Genomic DNA, 22427 nt, shown 5'->3' with positions numbered 1-22427 from the left:
CAGTGCTCACCTCTCCCTGTCCGGAGGACACGCCGTTGCATGTTACTTCCGGTAACAGTTACCTTGGGTAGCGTGAGCCACATCTCCCGACCTGTCAAGACCGCCGGCAAGGAGCACGGGGACGCCCGCCGCGAGCGCTGGCGCGAGCACCGCCAGGCGCGCCGCGCCGAGTTCGTCGAGGCCGCGGTGCGGGCCATCCGCGAGCACGGCGCCGACGTCGGCATGGACGAGATCGCCGCCACGGCGGGGGTCAGCAAACCGGTCCTCTACCGGCACTTCAGCGACAAGAGCGACCTGTACGTGGCCGTCGGCGAGTGGGGCGCCGAACTGCTGATGAACCGGCTGCGGCCCGCGCTGGGCGGGCAGGGCAGCCCGAACGAGCGCATCCGCCGCATCATCGGGGTGTACCTGGGGGTCATCGAGGAGTTCCCCGACCTCTACCGCTTCGTGGTGCGGCGCAACTTCACCGACCGGCCGGTGACCCAGGACCCGGTCGTGGCCGAGAAGACCGTGATCGCCAACTCGCTGTCCCGGCTGCTCGGCGAGTACATGCGGGCGCTGGGACTGGACTCGGGCGGGGTCGAGGCGTGGAGCCACGGCCTGGTCGGCATGGTGCAGGCCAGCGGCGACTGGTGGCTGGACCGGCAGTCGATGAGCAGGGAGAACCTCACCGACTACCTGGCCCAGATCATCTGGTACGGCATCGACGGCGTGCTGCGCTCGGCCGGGATCGTCCTCGACCCCGACGAGCCGCTCGAGCTCGACGGCATGCTGCGGGTCATGCCCGACGAGGAGGACGACTCACCCGACGACCCGCCCGGCCTGGCGCTGCCCCGCTGACCGGTGGGCGCACCGGGACCGGGCAACAAGGGCAGGAACGGCGGTGACGTGGAGAAAGGCGGCGAAGTGCAGGAACACGATCACGACGAGGACGACTACCGGGGCCCGGCCACCGTCTTCGACGAGAGCCGGGAGATCGGCGTCCAGGTGGTGCTGCGGGGGCACTTCGAGCCCATCGACGGGCGGTTCCACTGGTACGGCCGCGTCGCCGCGAGCGAGGCGGTCGACGCGCTGACCGGGGGTCGCAAGGCGCGGGTCGCGCTGCGCACCCCGGACGGCGAGGCGGTGGGCACGCTGTCGGACCCCGATCCCTGGGGCCGCTACCGGATCACGGGGGTCGGCCGCCCGCCGTTCGCGGTGGACACCGGCGTCGCAGGCTGAGCTAGCCGGTCCGGCGGATGCTCCGGGCAAGCAAAAGCGGCTTTGGGCTGTGCGGTCACAGCCCAAAGCCGCCTGGGGCCCGCGTCAGCGGACGCCGAAACCGACCCGGGTCGTCTCGGTCGGACCGATCTCGACGTAGGCGACCTTGGCCGAGGGGACGATGACGCGCTTCCCCTTCTCGTCGGTCAGCGCCAGCACGCCGTCGGCGTTCTTCAGCGCGTCGGCGACCAGCGCTTCGACCTCGTCCTGGGACTGACCGCTGACCACCGTGAGCTCACGCGGGCTGTCCACGACGCCGATCTTGACCTCCACGCCGAACCTCCAGTTGGCACTCGTATCCGATGGACACGGTCAGGCTATCCCAGCTCCGCGCCACCGGGCCGTCCGCGCACCGCGAACACCCGCCGACGCGACGGGCCCTCCGCGGCGACGGGCCCGCGCGGTGCGCCGCCTGCTCAGCCCAGGCCCAGCCGCGCCATCCGCTTGGTGTGGCTGTTCTGCAGCCTGCGGAACATCGCCGCGATGCCGGTCAGGTCGCCGGAGCCCTTGATGATCAGCTCCGCCAGCGCGTCGCGCTCGGCCACAACCCGCTGCGCCTGCGTCACCGCCTCGCCGAGCAGGCGGCGGCCCCACAGCGTCAGCTTGTCCTTGAGCGTCCGGTCGTCGGCGCAGGCCGCCCGGACCTCCCGCTCGGCGAACGCCGAGTGCCCGGTGTCGTCGAGCACGGTGAGCACCAGCTCGCGGGTCGCCGGGTCGAGCCACTCGGCGACCTCGCGGTAGAAGTCGGCAGCCAGCCCGTCTCCCACGTAGGCCTTGACCAGTGATTCCAGCCACGAATGCGGGGCCGTCGAGGCGTTGAAGTCGTCGAACGGAGCGACGAAGGGCCGCATGACCTCCTCGACCGCGACCCCGCGGCCCGCGAGCTGGTCCTCGAGCATGCGGTAGTGGCCGATCTCGGCCGCGGCCATGCTCGCCAGCGCCGCGCGGCCGGTCAGCGTGGGCGCCGTGCGCGCGTCCTCGGCGAGACGGTCGAAGGCGGACAGCTCCCCGTAGGCGAGCGCCGCGAGCAGGTCGACCACACCCTCGTCGTAGCGGTCCTCCTCGTCGTGCTGATCGGTTCCCGAGGGCGCCCCGGCGCCCTGCTCAGCCTCACTCATGACCGCGAGCGTAACCGGCTGTGCCACACATCAGCATGAACTGTGGCGCGAACAGGTATCCTGGGGCGCGCATGGTGTCATGCGGTGCGGTTCCTCCCGCGATCCCGCTTCGGGGGCCGGGGCCCGCCAGACCCGCGGTCCAGGCGTCCGGCCTGACCTCCAAGACGGTCCGGGAACCACCGCTGCCAGCGCGTACGCAGCCCGAGTGCGGGGCGGCCGGCGAACCCGGCGGGCCCGCCGACTCGCAGGTTGCCGCGCTGTGACGCCTGGCTGGACAAACCTGACAGCGGATCACGCCGCTGATCGAACGAAGGCGCGCACCATCACGTCAGTGAGCACGAGCCGGACGGGCACGGCCCCGCCAGACGCAGGTCTGGTGAACACGGGCAGTGCGACCACGGGCTCAGAGCACGGCCCCGGACATCCGGCGGTCGCCGGGCCGGGAGGCCGTCACGACGGATCGGCCCGAGGCGGGGCGCAAGCGCGCAGGTACCGAGAGAGGCGATCACACTGACGCTCAGCAATGACCGGGCCACCGACGGCCCCGAAGACAAATCGAAGACAGCTCACGATTTCGAGCACAGCACCACCGCGGCGTCCGACGTCGACGTCAACACCGCGCCGCCACTGCACGCCGAGGCCCCGGCCTCGCCGGACACTCCGACCTTCGCCGAGCTGGACGTGAAGCCGGAGATCGTCCGGGCGCTGGGCGAAGCGGGCATCGAGCACACGTTCGCCATCCAGGAGCTGACCCTGCCGCTGGCGCTGCGCGGGGAGGACCTGATCGGCCAGGCCCGCACCGGCACCGGCAAGACGCTCGGCTTCGGCGTGCCGCTCCTGCACCGCCTCCAGGTGCCCGGTGACGGCACCCCGCAGGCGCTGGTGGTCGTGCCCACCCGCGAGCTGTGCGTGCAGGTCGCCCGCGACCTCACCGACGCGGGCAAGCACATGGGCATCCGCACCCTCGCCGTCTACGGCGGCCGCCCCTACGAGCAGCAGATCGAGGCGCTGCGCAACGGCGTCGACCTGGTGATCGGCACCCCGGGCCGGCTGCTGGACCTGGCCGAGCAGCAGCACCTGGTGCTGGGCAAGGTCCGGGCGCTGGTGCTCGACGAGGCCGACGAGATGCTCGACCTGGGCTTCCTGCCCGACATCGAGCGCATCCTGCACATGGTTCCCGAGCAGCGCCAGACGATGCTGTTCTCGGCCACCATGCCCGGCCCGATCATCACGCTGGCCAGGACCTTCCTGCGCCAGCCCACCCACATCCGGGCCGAGCAGGCCGACGCGGGCGCCATCCACGAGCGCACCAAGCAGTTCGTCTACCGCGCGCACGCGATGGACAAGAGCGAGCTGATCGCGCGGGCGATGCAGGCCAACGGCCGCGGCCTGTCGATGATCTTCACCCGGACCAAGCGCACCGCGCAGAAGCTCTCCGACGAGCTCACCGAGCGCGGCTTCGCCGCCGCCGCGGTGCACGGCGACCTCGGACAGGGCGCCCGCGAGCAGGCGCTGCGCGCGTTCCGCTCCGGCAAGGTCGACATCCTGGTCGCCACCGACGTCGCGGCCCGCGGCATCGACGTCGGTGGCGTCACGCACGTGGTCAACCTGCAGTGCCCGGACGACGAGAAGACCTACGTGCACCGCATCGGCCGCACCGGTCGTGCGGGCCGGGAAGGCGTGGCGATCACGCTGGTCGACTGGGACGAGGAACCGCGCTGGAAGATGATCAGCGAAACACTCGGCCTCGACAAGCCCGAGCCGGTGGAGACCTACTCGACCTCCGCGCACCTGTTCAGCGACCTCGACATCCCCTCCGACGCCACCGGCAGGCTGCCGCTGTCCAAGCGCACCCGCGCCGGGCTGGCCGCCGAGCCGGACGAGGACGCCAAGCGCAAGCCGCGCAAGCCGCGCCGCCGCACCCGCGGCGCTGGCGAGGGCAAGAGCGCCGAGGGCGACGGCGAGACCCGCCCGGCGGGCAGGCGCCAGCGCCGCCGGACGCGCGGCGGTGTGGACGCCGCGGCGCAGTCGTCGGAGGCGAAGGCCGACGCGACCGCGCCGGCACGGCTGGTGCGCCGAGAGCATGTCGTTGTAGGCGGACACGATCGCCACGCCGGGCTTGGTCTCGCCGCGCACCGCGATCCGGCCGGCGCCGCCGCAGGCGGCGTTCCGGCGAGGGCACCGGCGAAGCCGGGGCCGCCGAGGCGTGAGGCGGCGGGCCGGTCCGGAGGGGCCGGCTCGTGCCGGTCGGTGCGGCGCGGATGCCCGGCCGAGCGGCCCTGCGAGGGCGGCGGGCGGGGAAGCCGAGCGTCGCCCGATCGGCGGCTAAGCTCGAGAGGGCCAGAGTCAGCGGACTGAGCGGGGAGTCGCAGTGGTACGGCCGGAACGGCGGACGAAAGCCGACCTCGCCGCAGTCGCGCTGATCGCCATGGCCGTGCTGGCGGCCTCCGTCGTGGTGTGGGCAGGCAGCGACGCCCGCGCCACCGTCTCCGAGCCGGCCGCCCAGTCCGCCCCCGACCTCCCCGACCCGGAGTCGGTGCGGGTCCCCGAGTCGCTGCACGAGGCGTGGCGGGAGCAGAGCCCCGCCACCCCGGTGCCCGTGGTGGCGGGACCGGCCGTCGTGACCGCCGGGGGCAACGAGGTCACCGGCCGCGATCCGGTGACCGGCCAGGTCCGCTGGCGCTACGCCAGGGACATCCCGCTGTGCACGGTCGGCGAGTCGTGGAAGCGGGCGATCGCGGTCTACCGCAAGGACCACAACTGCAGCGAGGTGACGTCGCTGCGCGGCTCGAACGGCGTGCGCGGACCACAGCGCAACGGCGACGCCGAGTTCGGCACCCGGCTGCTCTCCGACGGCACCTACGTCACCGCGAGCGGCCGCAGGGCCGTGGAGAGCTGGCGCTCGGACCTGGTCCGCACCCAGCAGTACGGCATCCCGCCCGCGGTGAAGAACCCGGACAACAACCTCAAGCGCCCGGACTGCCAGTACGGCTCGGTGGCCGTCGGAGACCAGCGGCTCGGCCTGGTCGAGGAGTGCCCCGGCGAACCCGGCGGCCGGATCACGCTGCTCAAGACCAAGCCCGAGGACGACGAGAAGCCCGAGGAGCTGTTCAGCACCGGCCTGGGCCTGCCCGGCGCGAGCGTGGTCGCCGTCTCCGAGGACCACGCCGCCGTGCTCGCGCCCGACCGCTCGCAGCTGGTCGTCTTCGACGGCAGCGCCAAGGTGGTCGGCTCCTTCCCGGTCCGGGTCGGCCCGCGGGACACCGCCGCGAACTCGCGGATCGAGGCCACCACCCGCGACGGCCAGGTCTACTGGTTCACCGGTACCGACACCGTCGCGCTGCACCCGGACGACCTCACCCCGCTGTGGACCGCGCCGGACACCCTCGGGCCGGGCACCGTCGTCGGTGACAGGCTGCTGGTGCCGGTGCGGGACGGGCTCGCGGTGCTCGACCCGGCGACCGGCGCGCGGGAGCGGGTCATCCCCGTCGACCGGCAGGGCTACGCCGGTCCGGTGGGGCTCGACTCGGCGGGTGACGTGCTCGTCGAGCAGCGCGGCGAGACGCTGGTCGCGCTGCGCTGATCGGATCTCGGTCCACTGTGTTCAGTCCACATCGGACCAGGTCCGGCCTCCGGCGGACAGCGGCCGACCCTTCCGGCAGCCCCCGCGGCGACCAGGCTCAGTCGACCCTCAGAAGCCCTGCGCTGCTGACCGACGGATCCGGGAGACCCGCGGCTATCTGGTCCAGCGCGTTGCTGAGCAGCGGTTCCAGCAGGCCGGGCGGGTTCACGCTCAGCCAGCGGTGGATCGCCACCCGGCCGACAGCACCCACGGCGGCCGCCACCAGCCGCGGATAGAGGTCCCGTTCGGGGTCGGTACCGGTCCGCTCCCCGACCACCACCGCGAACTCCTCCTCGGCCAGAGTCTCGGCGCGCAGGAACTCGCCGCGCAGCGCGGGTTCGCTGATCATCAGCCGGATCCCGGCGACCCAGTCCGGTGTCGAACCGGAGGGGTCGCTGGCGTATTGCGAGAGCACCGCGTGGCTGATCGCCGTCCACAGCGCCTCTTCCCGCGGTCTGGTGCGGAACTCCGCGACCGCCCGCCGCGACCGATCCAGGTGCCGCGCGGCGATCGCCTCCGCCTTGCTGGAGAAGTAGTTGTTGAACGTGCGGGCCGAAACCCCTGCTGCCGCGGCGATGTCGTCGACCAGCACGTTCTCCAGCCCGCGCTCGACGGCGAGCCGGACCGCGGCCCAGCTCAGGGCCTGGCGCGTGTGCAGCTTCTTGCGCTCCCGGAGCCCCGGGGCACGGGTGACCATGTGATCGAGAGTACCGAAACTTCCCGCCGCGAAACCGCTGTTGAGCAACGTTTGCGCGGGTCAGCGCTTCCGGGGCCGGGACCGGGTCCCGGTCAGACCCACCACCAGAACCACAGCGCGCCGAGCACGACGACGTAGGCGCCCGCGGTCGCCAGACCTCCGGTCAGGTCGCGCCGCCGGTCCGCGACGGCCTGCAACACCAGCGCCAGCACCGATGCCACGAGGTGCCCGACCACCGCGCCGACGCCCGGCCCCTGCTGGCCGATGCTGGTCGCCCAGTACTGCACGCCGACCAGGAACAGCGCCAGCACGAGCAGACCCGTTGCCAGCGCACCGGAAACCCCGCGCGCGGCGGTGCCCGACCACGTCGGCCGCGACCTGCGCGCGTGCCGTCCGCCGGATCGCGCGGCGTGGTCGCGCCAGGCACGCAGCTCCTCGGCCTCCTGCTCGGGCATCGGGGGGCGCATCCGCGGCTTCGTCCGGGCCTCGGGACGCCGCGTGGGAGGCGGCATCGGTGGGCGGACGTCGCGCCTGGGTTCGTTCGATCGCACGGTCATTCCCCCAACAACGCCCACGGCGCGACGTCGGGAGCCGCCTGCTTGCCTTCCGGGCAGTGCGCGCGGAAGTCGCACCACGAGCAGTGCCTGCCGGTCACCGCCGGGAAGGCCGCGCCGTCGCCGCCGGCGACGAACGCGTCGGTCGCGTTCTGCAGGTCGGCGGCCAGCGACTCGGCGCGGTCGAGGTGCGAGCGCAGCGTGCCGTCGGTGTGCTCCCAGCTCGCGACCTGCCCGGTGGGCAGGTGGTGCAGCTCGACGCGGCGGCACGGCCGGTGCAGGTTCTTGCGCGCCGCCAGCGCGTAGATCGCGAGCGCGAGGGAGTCGCGCGCGTCGTCGACGCCGAGGGCGTGCCGACCGGTCTTGTAGTCGACCACGACGAGCTCGCCACCGCGCTCGTCGAGCCGGTCCACCCGGCCCTCGGCGATGATCGAGCCCATCGGCGCCGAGACCCACCGCTCCACCGCGACCGGCTCGGCGTCGGGCTCGATGCCCTCGACGTAGGCGGTCAGCCACTCCTGCGCCCGGCGGCGGTGGCGCGCGACCTGCTCGGCGTCGGCGAAGCCGTCGCTCTTCCAGTAGCGGCGCAGCAGGGCGGGAACCTGCTCCGGGGTGCGCTTGCCCGGACGCAGCTCGAAGAACGCGCGGAGCACGTTGTGCACGACCGCGCCGAGGGTGCTGTGCGCCCAGGCCCCGGCGCGCGAAGGCGTCGGCCGGTCGAGGTAGGTCATGCGGTACTTGCGCGGGCACTGCGCCCAGTTCGCCAGCCGAGCCGGCGTGACGCGCACCAGCTTGGTGGGGATGCCTTCAAGTCCGAGCTGACCCTGCACGCTCACCACAGTACGCAGTTCGCGGCCATTGCCGGGAACTGGCCCGCCGACCGGCGGATCACCCGATGATCTTGCTCCCGGTGCAGCGCTGAGCCAGTCGGTCCAGCGACTCCGGCGCGGTGGTCTCCTGGCCGATCGCGATGGTCTTGTTGGTGCCGTGGTAGTCGCTGCTGCCGGTCGGCACCAGGTCCAGTTCGGCGGCCAGCGCGCGCAGCCGGTCCCGCACCTGCGGATCGTGGTCGGGGTGGTCGATCTCGACGCCGCAGAGCCCGTGTCCGGCGAGCTCGGCGATGACCTCGGAGGTCACCATCGGTCCACGCGCCGCGGCGAACGGGTGAGCCAGCACGGTCACGCCGCCGGCGTCGGTGATCATGTCGATCGCGCGGTGCACCGGGGTGTCGGTGCGCGGAAGGTAGTAGCTGCCCCGGCCGCCCAGGTACCGGGCGAACGCCTCGTCGACGCTGGCGACGGTGCCCGCGCGGACCAATGCCCTGGCCAGGTGCGGGCGCCCGCCCGGGGAGTCCGGCGGCAGACCCGCCATCAGCTCGTCGGGATCGACGGGGAAGCCGTCGTCGGCCATCCGCCGCGCCATCGCGCGCAGCCGCACCCGCCGCTCGGCGCGCAGCCGCGACTGCTCCTCGGCCAGCGCGGTGGAGCGCGGGTCGAAGAGGTAGGCGAGCAGGTGCACCGTGATGGTCCGCCCGTTGCCGTCCGGGCAGGCGCAGGAGAGCTCGGCACCGGGGACGACCCGCAAGCGGCCCGGCCCGCCGTGCTCCCGCACCGCCCGCTCCGCCTCGGCCCACCCCGCGGTGGTGTCGTGATCGGTGAGGGCGATGACGTCGAGCCCGGCGGCGATCGCCGTGGCGACGAGTTCCGACGGCGTGTCGGTGCCGTCGGACTCGGTTGAATGCGTGTGCAGGTCGATTCGCACACCCATCAGTGTGGCCGATGGCCCCGGAGGGCCGCGCACCCCTGCCGGGCGGGAGCCGTTGTCCCGCCCGCGGGACTCAGAGCTTGGCCTTGCGCCTGCCGACGGCGGCGCGCCTGGCCTTGAGCATCGAGAACCGGTCCTGCTGTGCCTTCTTGTCGCCGAAGACCAGGCCGGAGATGGCCTCCTCGACCCGGTCCGGGTTCGGCACGTACTCGATGCGGTTGAGCGCCTGGATCTGACCGGCGGACTCGACGATCAGCGTGCCGTAACCGAGCATGCGGCCCAGCAGCGTCCGCCGGAAGGTGAGGTCGGTGACCTTGGTGATCGGCATCATCGCCACGTTGATGTCGAAGACACCGGTGGTGATGAGGAACCTCTTGTCGGTCACGACGATGCGCTCCACGTACCAGCTCAGGATCTGGTACGTGAAGCGCAACAGCACGATCAGACCCGCGTACCACAGGACGTTCATCGGCAGCGTGCTGCCGCCCGGGAGCAGGTAGGAGACCATCACCAGACCTGCCAGGAGCCCGAACGCCTCGAAGAGGTCCCACACCAGGCACGCCCAATGCCGGCGAACCCGGATGACCCGTCGCTCGGACTCGAGCAGGTACTCGTCGGGATCCTTCGGAGCGAACACGGCAACCGCCTCCCGCGGCTCGCGGTTTACTGGAAGAGGTTCTGCATGAACGTGATGACCGATTCCGCAGCCCCGCGAAGGCTGTCGAGGACTCCGGTAACGGTCGCGCTGGCCTGAGCCGGCGCTGAGATCAAGAAGAACAGGAGGAACGCGATCCCGGCCCAGGTCAGGATTTTCTTCATGTTCACTGTGACGCACCCCGTCCGAAATGCCCGTTAGTAGCCGATGGCGCCTGCTGATCCGTTGTACCGCACGCGGCCGCCTTACGGCAGCTTTGTACCGCACTTGGGTCAGTCGTTCGCAGGCAGCCTCACTCCAACTACCCTCCGTGTCGATGATCGTATAGGAGATCCACGTGATCCGTTGCGTCGGCGCTGTGATCCACGACCCGCAAGGCCGGTTGCTGCTGGTCAAACGTGCCCGTGAGCCGGGTCGGGGCAAGTGGTCGCTGCCGGGCGGCAAGGTCGAGCCCGGGGAGACCGACCAGATGGCGGTACACCGCGAGGTCCTGGAGGAAACGGGACTCTCCGTCACTGTCGGCGATCTCGTGGGCCGTGTGCTGCGGCCCGCGCCGGATGGCACCTTCGAGATCCTCGACTACTCCTGCCGGAGTAGTGGATCGTCGCTTTCCGCTGGTGACGACGCCGCGGACGCACGCTGGACGGACAGTGCGACTTTCGCCACACTGGAGCGGGAAAACGCGCTCACGGAGGGTCTCGCCGACGTCCTGCGAACCTGGGACTGCCTACCTCGCGACGGTGACACCTGAAATGGGGCGACCGGTCGCCCTGCTCGCGGCGGTCACCCGGGGTTTCGTCACGTACCCGCTGGTAATGGTGAGCGTTTCTCCGGAAGGCGGATAATTCACCCGTTTCGACTGCGGGCTGTGACCTTCGAGGCCATCCGTTGCGCCGTCCGTGGACGTGGGGAGTATTCTTGTCCGTCGGCTGACCAACCCACCGCGACAGCGGTCGATTTCCGGGAGGTGAGGGATCGTTGAACAGCAGTTCTGACAGCGCACTTCCGTGCAGTACCAACCGCATCCCCGCCCGGAGGACCAGCCAGTAGGCGAACTTCCCCGGAGTCCCCGCCCCGCGGCGGACCTCCACGTGCCGGCCGGGATGCGCGAGCGGTTTCTCGACTCTGCTTCCCCGGTACCAGCGTTTCTGGAGGTCCGCCCATGCCAAGCCTTTCCTCGCTCGGTCTTCGCGCCCGCCGCAACGGCGGCATCCGCCCCGCGCAGCGCCTTCCGACACCCGTGTCGGCATACGTCGTCGACTGCGCCGTCTACGTCGACGGACAGCGCCTGGAGGGTTCCTGGACCCACACCGAGGCGATCGACGAAGTGCGCCGCCGCGGCTCCGGATTCGTCTGGATCGGTCTGCACGAGCCCAGCGAGGAGCAGATCAACGGCCTGGCCGAGACCTTCGGGCTGCACGAGCTCGCCGTCGAGGACGCCGTGCACGCCCACCAGCGGCCCAAGCTGGAGCGCTACGACAACACGCTGTTCATGGTGCTCAAGACGGTCCGCTACATCGCCAACGAGACGCTGTCGGCCAACAGCGAGATCGTGGAGAGCGGCGAGCTGATGGCCTTCGTGGGCCGCGACTTCGTCATCACGGTCCGGCACGGCAAGCACGCGGGCATCGCGCAGGTCCGCAGCCAGCTCGAACAGGATCCCGAGCAGCTCGCGCTCGGGCCGTCGGCGGTGCTGCACGGCATCGCCGACCACGTGGTGGACAGCTACCTCGAGGTCACCGACGCGATCCAGGACGACATCGACGAGATGGAGGCCGAGGTCTTCGCGCCCCGGACCAAGATCGACGCCGAGCACATCTACCTGATGAAGCGCGAGGTGATGGAGCTCCGCCGGGCGGTGATGCCGCTGGCCAAGCCGTTGCAGCGGCTGGCGGAGGGCTACACGCCGATGGTGCCGGAGGACGTCCGCTCCTACTTCCGCAACGTCGACGACCACCTGGCCACCGTCTCCGAGCGGGTGGCGTCCTTCGACGAGTTGCTCACCACGCTGGTCGACGCGACGCTGGCCAAGATCACGCTCCAGCAGAACACCGACATGCGCAAGATCTCGGCGTGGGTCGCGATCATCTCGACGCCGACGATGATCGCCGGGATCTACGGGATGAACTTCACCGTGATGCCCGAGACCGACTGGACGTTCGGCTATCCGGTGACGCTGCTGGTCATGATGTCGGCCTGCGTCGTGCTGTTCAAGATCTTCCGGCGGAACAAGTGGTTGTGATGATCATGGGGTGTAACGATTCCGTCCCGGCCGGCGACATCACCAGCGGGGTCACTCATCGCACCGGCGGTCGCCGAAGCGAGTTCCGCCGTTCGCAAACCGCCCGGCGCACCGGGTATCGGACAACGGCAGGTGAGGAGGAAGCCATGCGTCTCACGGCGACGCGCTCTGCACGAGCCGACCACGGGCGGCTTCCCGCCCTCGGCGACCTGACCGCTCGGCGAAGTCCCGGCACGCACCGGGTCCTCCTTGAGCAGCGGTTCCGGCACACCGCGTGGATCGAGCGAAAACCCGGTGCGATGTGGGACGCGGTCCCCGCCGCGCCGCGCGCCGCAGCCGCGCGCTGACGCCCCGGGCCGGCACCGCGGGCCACATCGTGAGTCGAACGAAATCCGTAGATCTTCGTTTCTCACGCTGGGAGGAAACCCGCCATGACCCGCTTGGTCACCAACAAGCTCACCGTTCTTTCCGCACTGATCATGGGGTGGATCATCACCCTTTTCGTGATCATCGCGAACCAGATTTGACCGCACCGCACCACCGGCCCGCCATCGGTCCGGTGGTGCGGTGGCCTGCCACTCCCCTTTCCCTCCACTATGGACCCGAACGTGTCCGCGGCCGCTGCGGTACAACTGCACGCGGAGCCGCTGGGCCAGGTCGGGAGGGTTAGTCGCATGGGAATTCTGCGCAGCGCCGCGCGCATGTTCGGTCTTGTCGCCCCTGGATCCGGGCCACGGCCCGGAAACGACCCCGCAGCCGAAAAGGCGCGGGCCGGGAATTCCCCGGAGGAACCCGGGGCGCGGACCGACGCCGAACGCATTCTCGAACTGACCAACCAGGCCCGCTCCGAAGCCGGTCTGCCGCCGCTGCGGATCAGTGACGCGCTGAACCGCGCCGCGGCGGCGCACAGCGCGGACATGGCCGCGCAGGACTTCATTTCCCACACCGGCAGCGACGGCAGCGACCCCGTCGACCGGGCGAAGGCCGCCGGCTACGTCCTCGCCGAGCTCGCCGAGAACCTCTCGGCCGGCATGGGCGATCCGGACTCGGCGTTCCGGCAGTGGATGCGCAGTCCCGAGCACAGCGGGAACATCCTCGACGCCGGCTTCACCGAGCTCGGTGCCGGCCACGCGCAAGGTGACGGCACCCGGTTCACGCACTACTGGACGCAGGTGCTCGCCCGGCCGAGCTGACCGGCCGAGCACACAGACTGCGGTGCCGGGAGCGTGTGCCCCCGGCCCCGCAGTCCGCGCTCACGTCAGGATGCGGCCCGTCGACGGGTCGAACAGGTGCAGCTTCTCCGGGTCGAACCACACCGTCACCTGCTGGTTCTCCCGAGCCCCCGACTCCACCGAGAGCCGGGTGACCAGGTGCCCGTCGTCGCTGGGCACCTCGGCGGTGCCCGCGTCGGCGGCCAGCTCCTCCAGCTCCGCGCTGCTGGCACGCCCGCCGCGCAGGGTGAAGTAGACGTACTTGTCCGAACCCATCTCCTCCACGACCTCCACCTCCTCGGTGAAGGTCGCGCCGGAGCGCTGCAGGGCGTCGTCGACCAGCGCGGCGTCCTCGAAGTGCTCCGGGCGGATGCCCAGGATCAGCTCCCGCGGCGCGTCGGCCGACTCCAGCGCCCGGCGGATCCGGTCGGTCAGCGGCAGGTCCCCGAGCGCGCAGCGCAGCGAGCTCTCGGCGACCTCGGCGGGCAGGAAGTTCATCGCGGGCGAGCCGATGAACCCCGCGACGAACAGGTTCGCCGGGTGCTCGTAGAGGTGCTGCGGTGCGCCGATCTGCTGCACGAGCCCGCCGCGCAGCACCACGACCCGGTCGCCGAGGGTCATCGCCTCGGTCTGGTCGTGGGTGACGTAGACCGTGGTGGTGCCCAGCCGCTTCTGCAGCTTCGACACCGAGGTCCGCATCTGCACGCGCAGCTTGGCGTCCAGGTTGGACAGCGGCTCGTCCATCAGGAACGCCTTGGGGCTGCGCACGATCGCCCGCCCCATGGCCACCCGCTGCCGCTGCCCGCCGGAGAGGTTGGCGGGCTTGCGGGACAGGTGCTGGGTCAGGTCCAGGACCTTGGCGGCCTCCTCGACCTTCGAGCGCACCTCGGCGTCGCCCACCTTGGCCAGCCGCAGCGGGAACGCCATGTTCTCGAACACCGTCATGTGCGGGTAGAGCGCGTAGGACTGGAACACCATGGCGATGTCGCGGTCCTTCGGCGCGCGGTCGTTCATCCGCTCGCCGCCGATGCGCAGCTCGCCGGAGCTGATGTCCTCCAGCCCGGCGATCATGTTCAGCGTGGTGGACTTGCCGCAGCCCGAGGGCCCGACGAGGATCACGAACTCCCCGTCGGCGATCTCCAGGTCCACCGAGTCCACCGCGAGCGCCCCGTCCGGGTAGCGCTTGGTCACCTTGTCCAGAACGATCTCGGCCACTTCACTTACCCCTTCACTGCGCCCGAGGTCAGCCCCGAGACGATGCGACGCTGGAAGAACAACACGAACACGATGATCGGGATGGTGATCACCACGGCCGCCGCCGAGATCGAGCCGGTGGGGTCCTCGAACTGCGAGTCACCGGTGAAGAACTGCAGCGCGACCGGCACGGTGCGGGAGTTCTCCGTCGAGGTCAGCGAGATGGCGAACAGGAAGTCGTTCCAGCAGAAAATGAACACCAGGATGGCGGTGGTAAACACCCCGGGCGCGGCCAGCGGGGCGATCACCTTGGCGAAAGCCTGACCGGGGGTCGCGCCGTCCATCTTGGCGGCCTTCTCCAGCTCCCACGGGATCTCGCGGAAGAACGCCGACAGGGTGTAGATGGCCAGCGGCAGCGAGAACGTGATGTAGGGCAGGATCAGACCGGCCCAGGTGTCGAACAGTCCGAGCGTGCGCTCGATCTCGAAAAGCGGCGAGACCAGCGACACCTGCGGGAACATCGCGATCAGCAGCGAGACGCCGACCAGCAGCCGCTTGCCGGGGAACTCCAGCCGGGCGATGGCGTAGGCGGCCATCGTGCCCAGCACCACGGCGATCGCGGTGGCGATCAGCGCGATGCCGATCGAGTTCACCAGGGCTCTGGTGAACTCGGTGGTGGAGAAGATCGCCGCGTAGTTCTCCAGCGTCCACTCGCGCGGGATCAGGTTGCCGTCGCCCAGGGTCGCGGGGGTCTTGAACGACAGCGACAGGATCCACAGCACCGGCAGCAGCGCGTAGATCACGACGACGATGTTGAGCACCGTCCACCCGGCTTTGCGCCCCGGGGTCTCGGCCCCGCCCACGCCGGCCATCAGGGCCTCCCCTTGTCATCGCCGCCGGGCGCGGCGGCGCCGAACAGCTTCACGAACAGGAACGCGATCAGCGCCACCGCGATGAAGATCAGCACCGACATGGTGGATCCGATCCCGAGGTTGAGGCCCTTGATCAGGTTGTTGTAGGCCAGCACCGACACCGAGGAGGTGTCCTGCGAGCCCGATGTCAGCACCACGATGTTGTCGAAGACGCGGAACGCGTCCAGGGTGCGGAACAGCAGCGCGACCAGGATCGCCGGCTTCATCACCGGCAGCATCACCTTGACGAACCGCTGCCACGGCCCGGCGCCGTCCATCGCGGCGGCCTTGAGCAGGTCGTCTGGCACCAGTGCCAGACCGGCCATCAGCAGCAGCGCCATGAACGGCGTGGTCTTCCAGATCTCGGCGAGGATGATGATCGCCAGCGAACCCGCGCGGTCGGTCAGCGGTGCGGAATCCGGGGCGAACAGGTTCGCCAGGTACCCGGTGTCCGGGGTCCAGGCGTAGCGCCAGCTGAACGCGGCGACCACCGTGACGATCCCGTACGGGATCAGGCTGACCGTTCGCACCAGCCCGCGCCCGACCAGCGCGCGGTGCATGATCAGCGCCAGGCCCATGCCTAGCACGAACTCGATCGCCACCGACACCACGGTGATCAGCACCGTCACCCAGAACGCCGACCACCAGTAGCCGTTGGTCAGCACGGTGACGTAGTTCTCCAGCCCGACGAACTCCCGCTGGTCCGGGTACTTCAGGTCGAAGCGCTGGAACGACAGCCACACCGCGTAGAGGATCGGCCAGCCGGTCACCGCGACCATGACCAGCGCCGCCGGCGCGCACAGCAGCCAACCCAGCCGCCGTTCGGCCTTCTTGCCCTCGCTGATCGCCTTGGCGACCGGCAGGGCGTCCTTGGTCGACACCATCACGGCATCACGCCCTTGGAGTCCAGTGCGTTCTGCACCTCGGTGCGCATCTTCTCGGCCGTCTTCGGCGGGTCGATGGCCGCGACCGGGGCCAGCAGGTTGGTGAGCACGGTCGAGAGGTTCTGCGCCGCCGGGGTCACCGGCCGCACGCCCGGGTCCTTGAGCCCCTCCAGGATCGTCTCCTTCATCGGGTACTCCGCGTCCATCGCCGGGTCCTGGTAGACCGACTCGATCGTCGGCGGGACACCGTCGTTGATCGCGGAGAACTTCTGGTTCTCCGGGTTGCGCATGCACAGCGCCGCCTCGAATGCCAGGTCCGGCTTGGTCGAGTACTGGCTGACCGCGAGGTTGTAGCCGCCGATGGTCGACTTGCTCGGCACGCCCGGCGTCACACCCGGCAGCCGCGCCCACTCGACCTTCTTGGCCAGCTCCGGCTTGTCCTCCTGCATGGACGGGTAGACGAACGGCCAGTTGAGCTGGAACGCCGCCTCGCCGTTCTCGAACTCCATGCGGACGTCGTCCTGCTTGGCGTTGTTCATCGCCGGACTGGTCACCCCGGCCCGGCCGAATTCGCGCAGCACCTCCAGCGCCCGCACCGCGCCCGCGTCGATCTCGGCACGCTTGCCGTCGGCCGAGACGATGCGCCCGCCCGCGGACTCCACCAGCGTGTTGAAGTGCACGAACAGGCCCTCGAACTGGGCACCGCTGAACGAGATCCAGTAGGGCTTGCCCTCGCGCTTGAGCCGCTGCGACTCGGCGATCATCTCGTCCCAGGTCGCGGGCGGCTTGTCCACCAGGTCGGCCCGGTACCACAGCAGCTGCACGTTGGTGTTCTTCGGAGCGGCGTAGAGCTTGCCGCCGGAGCGGGCCGTCTCCAGCGGGCCCTCCAGCGTGCCGCGTTCGGCCTCCTCCTTGTTGCGCCCGGTCCACTCCCGGATCCAGTTCGCCTCGGCGAACTCACCGGTCCACGTCACGTCCAGCCCCAGGACGTCCATGCCCGGGTCCTGCGCCGCCAGCCGCCGCACCATCTGCTCCCGCTGGCCGTCGGCCTCGCGCGGGAGCTTGTTGTAGACGATGTGGTACCGGCCCTGGGACTGGGCGTTGCAGCGGTCGACGACCGTCTGCAGGTTCTCTTCGGGGGCGTAGTACAGGTTCACCGTGTTCGCGTTCGACGCCGGCGCGCACGCCGTCAGCGCCGAAGCACATGCCAGGGACGCCCCGAGCACGGCCGTCAGCCGAGTCCGCCGCCTGGTCCCGCCACCGCGAGGTCTCACGTCGTGGCCCTCCAGTCTGATCTCCTTCGACCGCACAGGAGGGCGCACGGGTGCCCGGCGCCTCCTTGCGCTGCCACCACCGCGCCTGGGCACACCGGGTGCGGTGGGTGAAACGTAGGTCGGTAGATCGATCAAGGCAAGCCTTGTTGCCAACCCGTGAACGACCACGTCGAGGCGGCCGCCGCGGCGCGCGGACGCTGGCGAAGCCGCTGGTCCGTTCGGCGGTTCGAAGACTGCTCCGGACACGCTGGCTCCGTCGCCGCCGCGCGGAGGCGGCGCGGACGGTCGTGGTGCGCGGCGGGCGGGCGCCCTGGCGGGCGAGGTGCTCTGACGACTCGCGCGACCGTGCCTCCAGTGTGCGCCCCGGAGGTCGCGGGCGCGTGCGCGTTCGGACAGGCGCGGCTGCGACTTGGCGCGGGTCGGTCATGTCCGTGCGCCCGGGGCGCCTGCGTGGTCGGACATCAGTCATGGCCGCGGGTCAGCTGGAGCCCGGGAAACAGCGCGACCCCGGCCGCACCGGACCGGGGTCGCTTCAGCGCCGGGAGCCGACGCCCGGCCCGCGCCTCGGGATCACTGCGCCGACGGTGGGCGCATGGCGAGCTTGGCGAGCAGGTTGCGGCCCTCCTCGGCGTGCTTGGGCTGCGCGAGGACGTCGTAGCGGCCCGCGACGAGCTGGCTGGCCGAGGAGAAGTCGCGGCGGCCGCGCGTGGAGGCGTAGCCGACCGCGGCGAAGACGAGCCCGAACACCACACCGGTGCCCAGGCCGACCAGCACCGGGCCGAGCCAGCTGCCCTGCGGGGTGAACATGCCCAGGATGAGGCCGACGAAGAGACCGAACCACGCTCCCGACGCGGCGCCCCCGCCCAGGACCCGGCCCCAGCTCAACCGGCCGGTGACCCGCTCGACGAGCATCAGGTCGACGCCGACGATGGTCACCTCCTGCACCGGGAAGTCGCTTTCGGCCAGGTGGTCGACGGCACGCTGGGCCTCCTCGTACGTGCCGTAGGAGCCGATCGGCCAGCCGCTCGGCGGCGTCGGCAGACTCGGTGTACCCGCCGACTGCCGACCGGGGCCGGTAAACGGGTTGGACACCGCGGACACCTCCGTAGGCTCGCTGCCGCGCCGCGGACTCGCGTCCGCCTGCGGCAGGGTTTGTCCGGCGCCGGAAGGCACCGGTCGAGTGGCTGCGGCAGGTCCGATTCCTGCCGATTGTCCCCTCCCAGGCTACTCCACGCCGAGATCATCTATCCGCCAACACAGTACGGCCGATGGCCGCCGGCAGCACACCCGTTGCGCCGACCGGACTCGCCCGGACCGCGACGGACGACGGCTACCGGCCCCGGTCGGCGAGCGGGCTATCCGCTCGGGCGGGGCCGCGGTCGCAGCAGGTCGACCGTGGCCAGCAGGAGCACGTGCGCGTAGCCGGTCAGCGCGATGGCCGACAGGATCCAGCCGCCCTCGGGTGGCGTGTCTCCGACCCACGCCAGCGTCGCGGCGAACACCACCGCCGTGACCGCCACCGCCGCGATCCGGGCCGTGGTGCGGTAAGCCAGGGTCGCCGGCCAGGTCAGGACGGCGGCGACCAGCGCGAGGCCGAGCGGGGTGAGCCGGAAGCCGGTGCTCCACAGCCATCCCTCGGCACCGAGCAGCACCGCGGTGATGAACAGCGCGGGCAGCCACCGCGCCAGCCCGCTGGCATGCCCCATCAGCGCCCGGCCCAGCCACACCGCGAACAGGATTGTCAGCAGCATCGCCCACAGCACGCCGACGCCGAACGACGTCCCGCTGAAGTCGGCGAGCCCGAACCAGCTCGGCGCATCGGCCGCCAGCGCCTCCCCGCACGGGGCCCCGCCGTAGTCGGCGAGCGGGCAGCCGGAGAGGTCCCGCGCCGCGCACGCGACGGCGCCGGCGGTCTCGTCCTGGGACGGACACCACGAGACCGTCGTCTGGAAGGTGCTCCCCGCCTGTCCGCCCGACAGGAACTGCATGCCCGGCACGGTCGGCCCGTACCCCGTGAACATCACCGCCGACGCGGCGACGAACGCGACGAGCGAAACCCGCCTCGGTGCGGCGAGAGCGAGCACCACCGCCAGCAGCAACGGCTTCACCAGGGTCAGCGCCAGCCGGCCCAGCCTGTCCAGGACACCGGTCCCGTCGGGCCGCACCGCCCGGTAGGCCAGCAGCCCGAACCTGGTCGCCAGCGCCGCGATCCGCTTCTCGCCGAGGTCCGGCAGCCGTTCCCGGCCGACGCGGTAGCGGCGCACCTCGCCGGTCAGCTCGTGCGGGGGCGGGGTCGCGGGTTCCCGGCCGCCCTCGGTGTCGGCCCCCGGCTTCACCGTCGCCACGAACGGCAGCTCGCACGCGACGATCGTCCAATGCAGACGCTCGACCAGCAGCTTGCGGGTCCGCTTGAGCGCGTGCTCGTCGTCGGGGTCGGCGAACAGGGCGTCGAGCTCTCCACGCACCTCGTCGGCGTGCGTGGACCACAGCTCGGCGAGGAAGCCCCGCCACTGCGCGGCGCGCTCGTCGTCGAGGTCGCCCAGCTCCTGCGGGGCCGGGTCGCTGACGATGGCGCGCAGCGCCTCGCGCAGTCCCTCCGCACCGAGGTGGGCGTTGCGCTGCACGAGCCGGTACGGATCGGTGAGCAGCCCGACGAGGCTGGCCGCCGCGTCCATCCGGCCCCACATCCAGTCGTTGGCCCGCCACCTGGCCGACAGGAACGAGCCGAAGTTCGACAGGTCCGCGCCGCGGATCTTGTCGGCGATCCGCAGCGGGAGGTCGGAACCGCGGCGCAGGGCGTCGAACGGCAGCGAGCTCTGCTCGTCGCTGACCACCCGCAGCAGGTTGATGCGGGCGCCCGGGGTCCGGCCGACGTCGAGCGGGGCGGTGAGCACCACCAGCGGGCGCAGCGCCCGCGCGCCGGCTTCCTCCAGCAGCGAGTAGCCGAGCTGTTCGGGCTCCTCCAGGTGCACCCGCTCGCCGGCGGCGGCCGCCAGGCGGCCGGCGATGCCGTGCAGCACCGCGGTCGCCTCGGCTACCGCGTCGACCCCGCCGGTGTCCTCGGGCACCGCGTCGGCCCCCGAGGACTCCACGATGGACAGCAGCTCGCGGGCGAACCCGGTCAGCTCGTGCTGGAACCCCTCGCCGCCCTCCACCGACGCCAGCACCGAGCCGAGCAGCGGCCGGATCGGTGAGGGCAGGTGGTGCTGGAGCCGCTCGCGGCGCCGGATCACGCGGTCGATCCAGCCGTCGAGCTCGTCGGACTCCACGATCGGCTCCAGCCGGGCGCCGTTGAGCCAGTACCGGTCGGCGTGGCCTTCCAGCACCTCGGCGAAAACCCGCAGCCGGTACAGCGCCGACTTGCACCGCCCGATCCCGGCGGGCTCGGCCGACCAGCGCTCGATGTCGCGCGCCCAGCCGATGCACTCCTGCACTCCCGACAGCAGACCGCGCACGTCGTCGAAGACCCTGGGCGTGGCATGCGCGGCCATCCGCCGCGACAGCCGCCTGCCGAGCAGGTGGCGCGCCCGCGCGGACCAGCCGGCCAGCGGGTCGCCGGGCACCGGCGGGAGCAGCCTGCCGTCCTCGGTGCCCGCGGGCTCCTCGAGCAGCCGTTGCACGGCCTGCGCGTCGAGTTCGCAACGCACCACGGCGTGCTCGGTCTCGACCTCGGCCGCCTCGCGCACGAGCGCGTCCTGCCGGTCCGCGGGTTCGGCGGCGCGCAGCCGGGCGAACAGAGCCCTGCGGCGCAGGCCGGTCCGCTCCACGACCCGGTTGTGCTCGTCCAGCGCGTCGAGGTCGCTCAGCAGCGACTCCTGGCTCAGCCGCGCCCGGATCGCGGCGGAGGCGACCGGCAGCCCGGCCCCGTCGGCGCGCTCGGTGTCCGACGCCGCGCCCTCCGGGTTGAGGTAGAGCAGCCAGCGCTGCGTGGGCCGGTCGGCCGGGGCGGCGGCGATGGCCTCGACCGCGGCGGCGACCGGGATGTTGTCCAGCACCCCGCCGTCGATCACCCGGTACGGCGAGCCGGTGGTGTTGAGCTCGGAGAACAGGCCGCTCATGTTCGGCTCACCGGGCGGGACCTCGCCGGTCGACGAGTACACCCTGGACGGTTCGAACGCGAACGGGAACGACGACGTCGTGCGCGCCGCGTGCGCGAGCCGCTGGACCGTCTCGTCGAACTCCGCGCCGCTCCCGAAGTCCGAAAGCGGGTCCCCGGCCTCGCCGCGGTGGCGGAACCGGAACGACGCGGTGCGTCGCTCCTGGGTCAGCGGCCGGGACCGCCCGTCGAAGTGCCGCTCGATCACCGGGTCCAGCAGGGTGGCGGTGAGCAGCAGGTCCGCGCGCCGGCCGAGGTCGCGCGCCCCGTCGCCCTCGGCGACGCCCTCGGACATGGTGCGCGCCAGCTCGGTGCGGAAGTAGCCGTCGCCCTCCAGCAGCGACGGCGGGCGGGCGTCCCAGAGCTTCGGCACCGGCCGGGCCATCGCCTCCAGGTCGGCCAGCCGCACCCACATCCGCCGCATCCGGTCGAAGGGCATGCCGTAGACCATCGACGCCGACAGCAGGGTCGCGTTCAGCCCGCCCGCCGACGCCCCGGCGAGCACGTCCACCGCGACCGAGTCGTACCCGGCCAGCCGCGCGAGCGCGCCCCAGGGATGCTCCGCCGGACCGGGCTCGGCCAGCGCCGAGCGCAGGTGGTTGATCTCGGCGACCGCGCCTCCGATCCACACCGCGAGGCTCGCACCGCCGCGCATGGCCAGCGCCAGCCGCAGTTCCTGCTCGTTCTCCTGCACAGGCCCGGTGGCCACGTCGAGGCCCGCCCCCTCGGTCGGTGATCGGTGCTGCCTCGGAAAGCTACCTCGTGCCGGGCGCCGGACGAAGATCGACTCGGGTCGGTCAGCCCACCGGCCCAGCGGCTTGGTCTGTTGGTGGCCTCCGGCGGTCGGCCGACGTCAACCCGCTGTTGGCGGCGGTCGGCGATCGGCCCGCATCGCCCTGCTGCCAGCGGGTCCAGCAGCCGGTCCGCGTTCCAGCGGCGCCCAGC

At 71.5% G+C, this 22427-nt stretch carries 20 protein-coding genes and 1 pseudogene; 7 read left to right on the top strand and 14 right to left on the bottom strand.

Features of this window, described 5'->3' with window-relative positions; all coding sequences use genetic code 11:
* Nucleotides 1–72 precede the first annotated feature (72 nt).
* Nucleotides 73–840: a TetR/AcrR family transcriptional regulator gene (locus HUO13_RS05340; protein WP_211900367.1), complete on the top strand. Its 768-nt coding sequence runs from the start codon at nucleotides 73–75 to the stop codon at nucleotides 838–840.
* A 66-nt stretch (nucleotides 841–906) separates the two neighbouring features.
* Nucleotides 907–1221: a DUF4873 domain-containing protein gene (locus tag HUO13_RS05335; RefSeq protein ID WP_211900366.1), complete on the top strand. Its 315-nt coding sequence runs from the start codon at nucleotides 907–909 to the stop codon at nucleotides 1219–1221.
* 84 nt (nucleotides 1222–1305) lie between these two features.
* Here HUO13_RS05335 and HUO13_RS05330 read toward each other — a convergent pair whose 3' ends face one another.
* Nucleotides 1306–1533, bottom strand: coding sequence for a DUF3107 domain-containing protein (locus HUO13_RS05330; protein WP_211900365.1), 228 nt, complete (start codon nucleotides 1531–1533; stop codon nucleotides 1306–1308).
* Nucleotides 1534–1676: 143 nt separating this feature from the next.
* Nucleotides 1677–2378 carry a ferritin-like fold-containing protein gene (locus tag HUO13_RS05325; protein ID WP_211900364.1) on the bottom strand — a complete coding sequence of 234 codons (702 nt, stop codon included), beginning with the start codon at nucleotides 2376–2378 and terminating at the stop codon, nucleotides 1677–1679.
* A gap of 627 nt (nucleotides 2379–3005) precedes the next feature.
* Between HUO13_RS05325 and HUO13_RS05320 the strand changes: the two are divergent.
* Together HUO13_RS05320 and HUO13_RS05315 are read left to right on the top strand one after the other, a co-directional pair.
* Nucleotides 3006–4588 (top strand): annotated as a pseudogene (locus tag HUO13_RS05320) (DEAD/DEAH box helicase).
* A 161-nt stretch (nucleotides 4589–4749) separates the two neighbouring features.
* Nucleotides 4750–5961, top strand: a complete 1212-nt coding sequence (locus tag HUO13_RS05315) for an Rv3212 family protein (RefSeq protein WP_211900363.1) — start codon at nucleotides 4750–4752, stop codon at nucleotides 5959–5961.
* A gap of 97 nt (nucleotides 5962–6058) precedes the next feature.
* Here HUO13_RS05315 and HUO13_RS05310 read toward each other — a convergent pair whose 3' ends face one another.
* The 6 genes from HUO13_RS05310 to HUO13_RS05285 form a co-directional block, all read right to left on the bottom strand.
* Entirely contained in the window at nucleotides 6059–6697 is a 639-nt protein-coding gene (locus tag HUO13_RS05310; RefSeq protein ID WP_211900362.1) for a TetR family transcriptional regulator, read from the bottom strand.
* A 92-nt stretch (nucleotides 6698–6789) separates the two neighbouring features.
* The gene (locus tag HUO13_RS05305) at nucleotides 6790–7164 is read right to left on the bottom strand and encodes a hypothetical protein (protein ID WP_211900361.1); all 375 of its coding nucleotides are present in this window, start codon (nucleotides 7162–7164) and stop codon (nucleotides 6790–6792) included.
* 86 nt (nucleotides 7165–7250) lie between these two features.
* A complete protein-coding gene (locus tag HUO13_RS05300) occupies nucleotides 7251–8081 on the bottom strand; it encodes a RecB family exonuclease (RefSeq protein ID WP_211900360.1) in 831 nt (276 codons plus the stop codon).
* Nucleotides 8082–8139: 58 nt separating this feature from the next.
* Nucleotides 8140–9018 carry a PHP domain-containing protein gene (locus HUO13_RS05295; RefSeq protein WP_211900359.1) on the bottom strand — a complete coding sequence of 293 codons (879 nt, stop codon included), beginning with the start codon at nucleotides 9016–9018 and terminating at the stop codon, nucleotides 8140–8142.
* Nucleotides 9019–9088: 70 nt separating this feature from the next.
* A complete protein-coding gene (locus HUO13_RS05290) occupies nucleotides 9089–9652 on the bottom strand; it encodes a PH domain-containing protein (RefSeq protein WP_211900358.1) in 564 nt (187 codons plus the stop codon).
* 26 nt (nucleotides 9653–9678) lie between these two features.
* Nucleotides 9679–9840 carry a hypothetical protein gene (locus HUO13_RS05285; RefSeq protein WP_211900357.1) on the bottom strand — a complete coding sequence of 54 codons (162 nt, stop codon included), beginning with the start codon at nucleotides 9838–9840 and terminating at the stop codon, nucleotides 9679–9681.
* Between the two features lie 167 nt (nucleotides 9841–10007).
* On the opposite strand from HUO13_RS05285, the gene HUO13_RS05280 reads away from it, so the two are divergent.
* The 3 genes from HUO13_RS05280 to HUO13_RS05270 all read left to right on the top strand — a co-directional run bounded on the left by HUO13_RS05280 (nucleotide 10008) and on the right by HUO13_RS05270 (nucleotide 13105).
* Complete coding sequence (locus HUO13_RS05280; RefSeq protein WP_211900356.1) at nucleotides 10008–10421, top strand: NUDIX hydrolase; 414 nt, start codon at nucleotides 10008–10010, stop codon at nucleotides 10419–10421.
* A gap of 411 nt (nucleotides 10422–10832) precedes the next feature.
* On the top strand, nucleotides 10833–11912 hold the full coding sequence (locus HUO13_RS05275; RefSeq protein ID WP_211900355.1) for a magnesium and cobalt transport protein CorA: 1080 nt from the start codon (nucleotides 10833–10835) through the stop codon (nucleotides 11910–11912).
* A gap of 674 nt (nucleotides 11913–12586) precedes the next feature.
* Nucleotides 12587–13105: a CAP domain-containing protein gene (locus tag HUO13_RS05270; RefSeq protein WP_211900354.1), complete on the top strand. Its 519-nt coding sequence runs from the start codon at nucleotides 12587–12589 to the stop codon at nucleotides 13103–13105.
* A 60-nt stretch (nucleotides 13106–13165) separates the two neighbouring features.
* Here HUO13_RS05270 and HUO13_RS05265 read toward each other — a convergent pair whose 3' ends face one another.
* From HUO13_RS05265 to HUO13_RS05240, 6 genes are all read right to left on the bottom strand, one after another.
* A complete protein-coding gene (locus HUO13_RS05265; protein ID WP_211900353.1) occupies nucleotides 13166–14338 on the bottom strand; it encodes an ABC transporter ATP-binding protein in 1173 nt (390 codons plus the stop codon).
* Nucleotides 14339–14343: 5 nt separating this feature from the next.
* On the bottom strand, nucleotides 14344–15189 hold the full coding sequence (locus HUO13_RS05260; protein ID WP_211900352.1) for a carbohydrate ABC transporter permease: 846 nt from the start codon (nucleotides 15187–15189) through the stop codon (nucleotides 14344–14346).
* Complete coding sequence (locus HUO13_RS05255) at nucleotides 15189–16112, bottom strand: carbohydrate ABC transporter permease (protein ID WP_211900351.1); 924 nt, start codon at nucleotides 16110–16112, stop codon at nucleotides 15189–15191. The genes HUO13_RS05260 and HUO13_RS05255 overlap by 1 nt, the downstream gene beginning before the upstream one ends.
* Entirely contained in the window at nucleotides 16112–17386 is a 1275-nt protein-coding gene (locus HUO13_RS05250) for an ABC transporter substrate-binding protein (RefSeq protein WP_211902667.1), read from the bottom strand. The genes HUO13_RS05255 and HUO13_RS05250 overlap by 1 nt, the downstream gene beginning before the upstream one ends.
* A 570-nt stretch (nucleotides 17387–17956) precedes the next feature.
* The gene (locus HUO13_RS05245; RefSeq protein WP_211900350.1) at nucleotides 17957–18478 is read right to left on the bottom strand and encodes a general stress protein; all 522 of its coding nucleotides are present in this window, start codon (nucleotides 18476–18478) and stop codon (nucleotides 17957–17959) included.
* A gap of 263 nt (nucleotides 18479–18741) precedes the next feature.
* Complete coding sequence (locus HUO13_RS05240; protein ID WP_211900349.1) at nucleotides 18742–22191, bottom strand: patatin-like protein; 3450 nt, start codon at nucleotides 22189–22191, stop codon at nucleotides 18742–18744.
* Nucleotides 22192–22427: the final 236 nt, after the last annotated feature.

Source organism: Saccharopolyspora erythraea, from assembly GCF_018141105.1.
GTDB lineage: Bacteria > Actinomycetota > Actinomycetes > Mycobacteriales > Pseudonocardiaceae > Saccharopolyspora_D > Saccharopolyspora_D erythraea_A.
Note: the sequence above shows the minus strand (reverse complement) of the source record. Positions and strands in the feature narration are given on the sequence as shown.

Bases quoted from the DNA above. Each gene is read 5' to 3' on its own strand.
- HUO13_RS05310 (WP_211900362.1), bottom strand. From the start codon at position 6,697: ATGGTCACCCGTGCCCCGGGGCTCCGGGAGCGCAAGAAGCTGCACACG.
- HUO13_RS05270 (WP_211900354.1), top strand. From the start codon at position 12,587: ATGGGAATTCTGCGCAGCGCCGCGCGCATGTTCGGTCTTGTCGCCCCT.
- HUO13_RS05305 (WP_211900361.1), bottom strand. From the start codon at position 7,164: ATGCGCCCCCCGATGCCCGAGCAGGAGGCCGAGGAGCTGCGTGCCTGG.
- HUO13_RS05260 (WP_211900352.1), bottom strand. From the start codon at position 15,189: ATGGCCGGCGTGGGCGGGGCCGAGACCCCGGGGCGCAAAGCCGGGTGG.
- HUO13_RS05325 (WP_211900364.1), bottom strand. From the start codon at position 2,378: ATGAGTGAGGCTGAGCAGGGCGCCGGGGCGCCCTCGGGAACCGATCAG.
- HUO13_RS05295 (WP_211900359.1), bottom strand. From the start codon at position 9,018: ATGGGTGTGCGAATCGACCTGCACACGCATTCAACCGAGTCCGACGGC.
- HUO13_RS05275 (WP_211900355.1), top strand. From the start codon at position 10,833: ATGCCAAGCCTTTCCTCGCTCGGTCTTCGCGCCCGCCGCAACGGCGGC.
- HUO13_RS05255 (WP_211900351.1), bottom strand. From the start codon at position 16,112: ATGGTGTCGACCAAGGACGCCCTGCCGGTCGCCAAGGCGATCAGCGAG.